The sequence below is a fragment of the Streptomyces sp. W16 genome, from assembly GCF_033194735.1.
GTDB lineage: Bacteria > Actinomycetota > Actinomycetes > Streptomycetales > Streptomycetaceae > Streptomyces.
Map to the genome: position 1 here is coordinate 1 of NZ_JAWOAI010000500.1, position 7,016 is coordinate 7,016.

Annotated in this window: 8 protein-coding genes and 1 pseudogene; 2 read left to right on the top strand and 7 right to left on the bottom strand. The window is 69.6% G+C overall.

Annotation, left to right across the window (positions count from 1 at the left end; all coding sequences use genetic code 11):
• Positions 1–624 (top strand): annotated as a pseudogene (locus tag R6V09_RS41740) (hypothetical protein); the annotation flags it as partial.
• 85 nt (positions 625–709) lie between these two features.
• Positions 710–1,267, top strand: coding sequence for a hypothetical protein (locus R6V09_RS41745; RefSeq protein WP_317886708.1), 558 nt, complete (start codon positions 710–712; stop codon positions 1,265–1,267).
• Between the two features lie 28 nt (positions 1,268–1,295).
• On the opposite strand, the gene R6V09_RS41750 is transcribed toward R6V09_RS41745, so the two are convergent.
• The 7 genes from R6V09_RS41750 to R6V09_RS41780 all read right to left on the bottom strand — a co-directional run.
• The gene (locus tag R6V09_RS41750; protein ID WP_317886709.1) at positions 1,296–1,739 is read right to left on the bottom strand and encodes a hypothetical protein; all 444 of its coding nucleotides are present in this window, start codon (positions 1,737–1,739) and stop codon (positions 1,296–1,298) included.
• Between the two features lie 86 nt (positions 1,740–1,825).
• Entirely contained in the window at positions 1,826–2,812 is a 987-nt protein-coding gene (locus R6V09_RS41755) for a L,D-transpeptidase (RefSeq protein ID WP_317886710.1), read from the bottom strand.
• A 139-nt stretch (positions 2,813–2,951) separates the two neighbouring features.
• Complete coding sequence (locus R6V09_RS41760; protein ID WP_317886711.1) at positions 2,952–3,524, bottom strand: YbhB/YbcL family Raf kinase inhibitor-like protein; 573 nt, start codon at positions 3,522–3,524, stop codon at positions 2,952–2,954.
• Positions 3,521–4,096, bottom strand: coding sequence for an isochorismatase family cysteine hydrolase (locus tag R6V09_RS41765; RefSeq protein WP_317886712.1), 576 nt, complete (start codon positions 4,094–4,096; stop codon positions 3,521–3,523). The genes R6V09_RS41760 and R6V09_RS41765 overlap by 4 nt, the downstream gene beginning before the upstream one ends.
• Entirely contained in the window at positions 4,087–5,886 is a 1,800-nt protein-coding gene (locus R6V09_RS41770; protein ID WP_317886713.1) for an MFS transporter, read from the bottom strand. The genes R6V09_RS41765 and R6V09_RS41770 overlap by 10 nt, the downstream gene beginning before the upstream one ends.
• Positions 5,887–5,914: 28 nt before the next feature.
• The gene (locus tag R6V09_RS41775; RefSeq protein WP_317886714.1) at positions 5,915–6,358 is read right to left on the bottom strand and encodes a MarR family winged helix-turn-helix transcriptional regulator; all 444 of its coding nucleotides are present in this window, start codon (positions 6,356–6,358) and stop codon (positions 5,915–5,917) included.
• Positions 6,359–6,478: 120 nt separating this feature from the next.
• A partial coding sequence (locus R6V09_RS41780) for a cellulose binding domain-containing protein (protein WP_317886715.1) occupies positions 6,479–7,016 on the bottom strand: 538 nt, incomplete at its 5' end.

Below are 7,016 nucleotides of genomic sequence, written 5' to 3' on the forward strand. Positions count from 1 at the left end.
CCGGCTGCCGGAGCCCTGCAGGTGCTGCGCCTGCCGGGCTTCGCGCTGCTCACCGCCGCCAAGACGTGCTTCACGATCTGCGCCACGGTGGTGTCGACGTTCATCGGTCTCTACCTGGTCGACGACGCCCGGCTGTACGGCTGGACGGCCGGCGCGGTGCTGGCCGTGAACGGCGCGCTCGTGGTGCTGTTCCAGCAGTCGTTGGTGAAACGCACGTCGGACCGTGCCGCTCCCCGGATGCTGTCCCTGGGCGGCGCCCTGTACGCGGCCTCCGGGTTGGGGTTCGCGCTGGTCTCCCCACTGCGGGACACGGTGTTCCCGGCGTTCGCAGTCTGCGTGGCGCTCGTCGCGATGACCGTGTACACGCTCGGCGAGATCGTGATCGCACCGACCAGCGACGGCTACGCGGCGGAACTCGCGGCGCCGGGCACGGAGGCCTCCTGCATGGCGGTGTACCAGACGTCCTGGTCCATCGCCTCCGTGATCGTCCCGGTCGCGGGAGCCTGGCTGCTCCTCGCCTCGGGGTCCGTCTTCTGGATCATCTTCGCGGCCGTGGCCCTCCTGGGCACGGTACTCAGCGCGATGCTCGACCGCACGCATACGGAGAGACCCGTTCCGGCCTGACGACGAGGATCCCCGTGGCGTCCGCCGCGACTTCGGACCGCCTGCGAAGTCACGCTTGAGAAACGTCAGTGGCAGAGTGGCCGCCATGTCCAACTCGTATGCCCGGCCCATCCTCAGAACGACTGATCTCTCGGCGGGACTACGCGTTGTGGAGCGGTTGCTCGCGATCGCCGATCTGCGGGATCTCGAAGTCGATTTCGAGGTACGGGTGTCCTCGGCGGACGTTCTCGCAGCGCTGCTGGAGTTGATTCCGCACGCCTGGTGGTGTGCCGAAGGAGACCGGGACGGCTCCTCGGACCAGGGGGACGATCCGGCGGCGCACCTCCCCGTCCGGCTGCGGGGCTGGGCCATGTCCCCCGAGACGGTTGAGCCGTTCATCAAGGCGGTGGGCGACAGCCCCGCCACGGTGCGGTGGGACTTCATGGGCTGGCCCGAGGCCCCGGAAGTCGGCCTGGGTGCCGGTGGCGCGCGGGGAGCGTTCGTGACCCTGTGCGTGAACGTCCGTGACCTCGACCTGGAGGAGCCCGCACCCGATCACACGGTTTTCGTCCACGTCAAGCAGGTCGAGGCCGAACGCGCGCCGTGGCTCGCGGCTCAGGTCGGTCTGGGCGTGATCGGCGATCTGGTCATGGCTCCGTACTGAGTGCAGCCCTCCCCAGCCACATCGTCCGTCACTGTTCCGGTGCGGAACGGTGCCTGTGCCACTCGCGTGCACCGGCCCGCCGCATCAGGTCCTCGGTCGTGGCGGCATCGGTCAGGAGCGGATGCACGCGCTGGACGTAACCGGCCTGCCCCACAAGGGACTTCCGCAGCTGCTTCAGGTTCCGGGCGCTGTAGGAGATGCCACCCCGTTTCTCCACGACTCCGGCAGCGATGGCCAGCGGTTCGATGTCCACCGTGAGGGTGATCACGGGATCCACGTCGAAGCTGACACCGCAGCCCACTCCGCCCTCCCTGAAGTTGAGCGCGACTTCATATTCGAGGCCACCGCCCTTGTACGCGGAGACCGGCAGGACCAGCGTGGTCTCGACCGGGCCGGACAGCCCAAGAGCAGCTGCCGTTTCCGCGTACGCCGCTCGCACTTCCTCGAAGAAGGACTTCGTCGACGGGACCACGTACGCCGCACGTCCTCTCTGCCTTCGGAGCGCCTACGGCCGGCCAACCCAATCGCCTTGCCAAGGTCAGCCCGTGGCCGGCGCCGTCACAGCGTCGCGGTCGTGCCCTCGCCGGAGCCGCTGCCCGCGAGCCACTGGCTCCAGTCCAGGTTGAAGTCGGCGTAGCCGTTGTCGGCCGGGGCCTTGCCTCGGGGTGAGCCGGTGATGGTGATGGGGTCGCCCTGCTTGACCTGGCCGTAGAACCACTCCGCGTCCGACAGGGAGAGGTGGACGCAGCCGTGCGAGCCGCGGGCGCTGCCGCTGCCCGGGTTCGGGTCGCCGGTCGAGTAGTGCACGTAGGTGCCGGACTGGGTGAGGTGGATGTCCCAGGGCAGCGTCAGGTCGTAGAAGTTGGGGCTGCCCTTGTCGCAGCTGATACCGACGCTGCAGGAGGTCATGTGGACCTTCTTCTGCTTGTCGATGACGGCCATCGTGCCGTCCCACGTCGGGTACTCGGCGCTGCCCGCGTTGATCGACAGGGTGCGCACCGCCGCGCCGTTCTTGGTCACCTTCATCGTGTGGTTGGTGACCGAGACATCGGCGCGCACATCGTCGCCGATCTTGAAGGTGTGGGTGTAATTGTGCACGCCGTAGCGGCCGTTGCCGTTGCTGACGCCCGTCATGTCGGCGTCGATCTTCACCGTCGTGCCGGAGGGCCAGTACGTCTTCGGGCGCCAGTCGGCGCGCTGGTTGCCCATCCAGTGCCAGGCGCCGACCACCGGCTGCGAGGCGCTCACCTTCATGTGCTTCTCGACGGTGGCGTGCGCCTTGGCCGCCACCGGGTTGGTGAAGATCACCGAGATCGGCATGGCCACGCCGACCGTGGTTCCCGTCTGCGGGGTGATCGTGTCCAGCAGCATCGGGGGGCCCGCGGGCTTCGTCGGCGAGGGCGAGGTACTCGCGCTGGGCTTGTCCGACGCCTTCGCGTCGTCCCCGCTCGCCTTGGCACTGCCGCTCCCGCCGCAGGCACTCGCGCCCACCAGCAGCACACCCGTGACAAGTGCGATCCCTATGCTGCCCTTGCGCCGTCCCACGACGTGCCCCACTCTCTCTTTGCTTCGGCCCTGAAGGGCCCGACTCCATGTCAGACGGTTGCCCCGGGGGCAGCAGTTTCGTCTGCCACGTAAAACGTGTCCCAAGATTCGCTGTGTATGCGTATTCGCCGTACCGGAGTCAGCGTTCGAAGACGCCGGTGAGGCGGGCACGGCCGAGGACGGGGGCGGGGACGGTGGGCAGGAGGGCGCGGGGGCGGGCCCGGTCCACGGGGGTGGTGGCGGGCGCGCCGTCCAGGGTTGCCGGGAGGGCGAACAGCTGGAAGACGTAGCGGTGTGGGCCGTGGCCTTTGATGGGTGCGGGACCGTGGTAGCCCCGTCCGACGGTGGAGCGCAGTACCCGCACCCCGGGGCCGGGGTGTCGCGCGGACAGGGCGCCGTGCTCCACCTGTCCGGCCGCCGGGTCGATCAGGGCGAGGCAGTGCACGGCCGGCTTGGCCAGGGGGACGTCGATGTCCTCTACGACCAGGAGGAGTTGGGCCGTGCCGGGTGGAGGCGGGGTCCAGGCCAGGTGGGGGGACAGGTCCTCGCCGCCGATGTGCTTCGCGCAGTTCTTCAGCGGGATGGTGGCGCCGTCGCGGAAGTCCTGACTGGTGAGGGTCAGCAGCTCGGGGCCCCGCAGGTGGGGCAGGTTCCACGCGGTGTGCGTCTCGCCCGCTCTGCGGTTGTTCAGGAGTCGCCCGAGCAGGGTCATCGCGTCGCCTCCAGCATTGCTACGACCTCGGCGGTGGTCGCGGTCTCGCCGAGTTTGGGGAAGACGCGCTCGACGCTGTGCCGGTGGGCCTCGGGGTCCGGGTCGGCCATGGCGTCGGTGGCCAGGACGACGTGGTAGCCGTGGTCGGAGGCCGAGCGCGCGGTGGATTCGACGCCCGAGCTGGTCGAGATGCCGGCGAGCACGATCTGTGTGACGCCCAGGTCTCGCAGGAGGGTGTCGAGACCGGTGTCGTGGAACGCGCTGCGCCGCCGCTTGGTGAGCAGGTGGTCGGTCGGGCGGACGTCGATCTCGTCGATGAGGTCGGCCCAACCGGCCGACGGCGCGCCGCTGTTCGCGGTCGCTCCAGTTTCCGTACGACCGGGCGCGCGGCCCGTGACGTTGACCAGGACCACGGGCAGGCCGTGCCGCCGGAACCCGGTGGCCAGGAGGGTTGCGTTGTCGACGGTGGTGGCGGCGGCCTGCCGGGCTGTGGTGGTGAGGGCCGAGACGAGGCCCTTCTGCAGGTCGACCACTACGAGTGCGGGTGTGGGGTCGATCGTTGTCAGTGGCACGGGGGGGTCTCTCCTGTGGTGGTCCCGGTCGTCGGGCTGTCCGTGCGGGCGGGCGAGGGCGTCGCGGTGGCGGGTGTCCGCGGTCCCGGGGTCTTGGGGGCGGCCGGGTTCGTACCGCGCAGGAGCGAGGCGATCGCGGCGAGGAGGGCTAGGGCGGCGCCGAAGGCGAACACGACGACCAGGCCGGAGTGGAAGGGCCCGGATATCAGGGTCGGGAAGAACTCGCTTCCGGTGAGGGCGTGTTGCTGCGCCGCGGTGAGATGGGTCAGGGCGCCGCTGGGCTGGAGCAGGTGCTGGACCGGGTTGACGCCGAGCTGGGCGGCGAACAGGGACGACACCGGGGGCAGGCCGCCGACCTGGGTGGCGATGTGGGCCGGTACGCCCTGCTGTTCCAGGCCCGCGGTGAGCGTGTGCGGGAGGCTCCTGGCCAGTCCGGCGATCATGAGGGAGAAGAACACTCCGATGGAGACGGCGGTGCCGGAGTTCTGGAAGGTGGCGCGCATACCGGAGGCGACACCGCGCAGGCTCGCGGGCACACTGCCCATGATCGAGGAGGAGTTGGGGGAGGCGAACATACCGCTGGCGATCCCGTTGACGGTGATCAGCACCGCGAAGATCCAGTATCCGAAGTCGATCGGCAGGCACATCAGGCCCAGGAAGCTCGCGCCGAAGAGCAGCGCGCCGCCGGTGGCCAGGCCCCGCGAGCCGAGCCGGTCGGAGAGGTAGCCGGAGACGGGCCCGGCGACGAGGAAGCCGGCGGTCAGCGGCAGCATGAAGATGCCGGCCCACAGGGGTGTGTCGCTGTAGTCGTAGCCGTGCAGCGGAAGCCAGATGCCCTGCAGCCAGATGATCAGCACGAACTGCATCCCGCCGCGGCCGATCGAGATGGCCAGACCCGCCAAATTGCCGAAGGTGAAGGCCCGTTGGCGGAACAGGCTCAGCTGGATCATCGGCGCGGAGACGCGCTTCTCGATGACGACGAAGGCCGCGAGCAGGAGCAGTCCCCCGGCGATGAGCGCGTCGGCCAGCGGGTTGGTCCAGCCCATGGTGTGGCCGCCGTAGGGCTGGAGACCGAAGGTGATCGCGATCAGGGTGGCGCTGAGGCCCACGCCGAACGTGATGTTGCCCCACCAGTCGATACGGCCGCCGTCTCGTCTGGCAGTCTCGCGGAGGGTGCGGTACGCCCACACGGTGAAGAACACGCCGACGGGGACGTTCACCCAGAACACCGCCCGCCAGTCCCAGGCCGACAGCAGCCCGCCGGCGACGAGGCCGATGAACATGCCGCCCAGGGCGGCGACTTGGTTGATGCCCAGGGCGAAGCCGCGCTGTTCCTCGGGGAAGGCGTCGGTCAGGATCGCGGCCGAGTTCGCGGTCAGCATCGAGCCGCCGACGGCCTGGAGCACGCGCCAGGCGATCAGCCACATCGCTCCGTGGCCGCCGTCGAAGGGGTCGAAGGAGAGCAGGACCGAGGCGAAGGTGAAGACCGCGAACCCGGAGTTGTAGATCCGGACCCGGCCGTACATGTCGCCCAGGCGGCCGACCGTGACCACCAGCACGGCCTGGACCAGCCGGTAACCCATGATCATCCACAGCAGGTACGCGATGTTGCCGGGGGCGAGCGGGTCCAGGTGCACACCGCGGAAGATGGCCGGCAGGGCGATCAGCACGATGGAGCCGTCGAGCGCGGACATGAACACCGCGGCGGTGGTGTTCGTCAGCGCCGTCCACTTGTAGCGGTCCTCACCGGCCGGACGACGCGGGGTGCGCGTCCTGGGAGGTTTCGTCATTCGCTTGCTTCCTCCGCAAACGTCGGCGTCAGATGTTCTGGGCCAGTCGCTCCAACAGCGGTGCGGCTGCGGCGAGTTGCTCCAGCTCCGTCGGGGTGAACGCGCCGCCGGTCAGGGCTCGGCCGATGAGTTCGGCGCGCGCGTTGCGCTTGTTCCGCAGCGCCTGTCGGCCCGCGTCGGTCACCGTCAGCACCACGCGCCGGCCGTCGTCCGGGTCCGGGCGGCGTTCGACCAGGCCTTGGGTCCGCAGCGCGCCGAGCGTCGCCCCCATGGCCTGCGCGGTGATCTGCGCGTCCCGGGCCAGCGCCGAGGAGGTAGTGGGGCCGGTACGGTCCAGCTGCGCCAGGGCGGTGCGCTCGGGCATCGTCAGTCCACCCTCGACCGGCACTTGGCGCACCCGTCGCAGCAGGACGCCGATGCTCGCCAGCAGGGCGGAGGCGACCGCGTCGGGGGCAAGGTCTTCGTCGCTCATACGCTAAGGCTACTTTATAAAGCTGCCTTAGTAAATTGTCGTGCGGTGACGACCGGAGCGAGAAGCCAGAAGTCGACCGTCACCACGAAAACGCTTCGCTGCTCTGACTCACCGTCAGAACTAGTCGCAGGCCGCCCCGTTGAGCGTAAAGCCGGACGGTGCGGAGTTCTTGGTGTTGTTCCAGGTACCGAGGAAGCCGAAGGTGAGGCTGCCGTTCGCGGCGACGTTCTTGTTGTAGTCGGCGGCGGTGGCGGTGACCCGGGAGCCGTCCTGGGCGACGCTCGCGTCCCACATCTGCGTGACCTGCTGGCCGTCGCGGTAGGACCAGGCGACTCGCCAGTTGTCGAGGGCCTTGGTGGTGGTGACGCTGACCGTGGCCTGGAAACCGTCGTTCCACTGGCCGACCAGGTCGTAGGTGACGTCGCAGCTCGCTGCGGCGGGCGGCTGCGCCGGTGCGCTGGTGGTCGGCGCGGGTGCGTCGCTCGCGGTGGCCGAAGCGGTGCCCTGGGGTTCCGTGTCGGGGTTCTTGTCGCTCGGCGCGGCGGTCGCCGTGTTGTCGCTCGCCGTCGGCCGACCGGACGCGGACGCCGTGCTCGACGGGTGCGTGCCGACGGAGGCCACGGGGGAGCCGGGGTCGATCCCCGGCTGACTGTCGGCG

Excerpts from the sequence above, each read along its gene's own strand:
- R6V09_RS41745 (WP_317886708.1), top strand. The coding sequence starts at position 710 with ATGTCCAACTCGTATGCCCGGCCCATCCTCAGAACGACTGATCTCTCG.
- R6V09_RS41760 (WP_317886711.1), bottom strand. The coding sequence starts at position 3,524 with ATGACCCTGCTCGGGCGACTCCTGAACAACCGCAGAGCGGGCGAGACG.
- R6V09_RS41770 (WP_317886713.1), bottom strand. The coding sequence starts at position 5,886 with ATGACGAAACCTCCCAGGACGCGCACCCCGCGTCGTCCGGCCGGTGAG.
- R6V09_RS41775 (WP_317886714.1), bottom strand. The coding sequence starts at position 6,358 with ATGAGCGACGAAGACCTTGCCCCCGACGCGGTCGCCTCCGCCCTGCTG.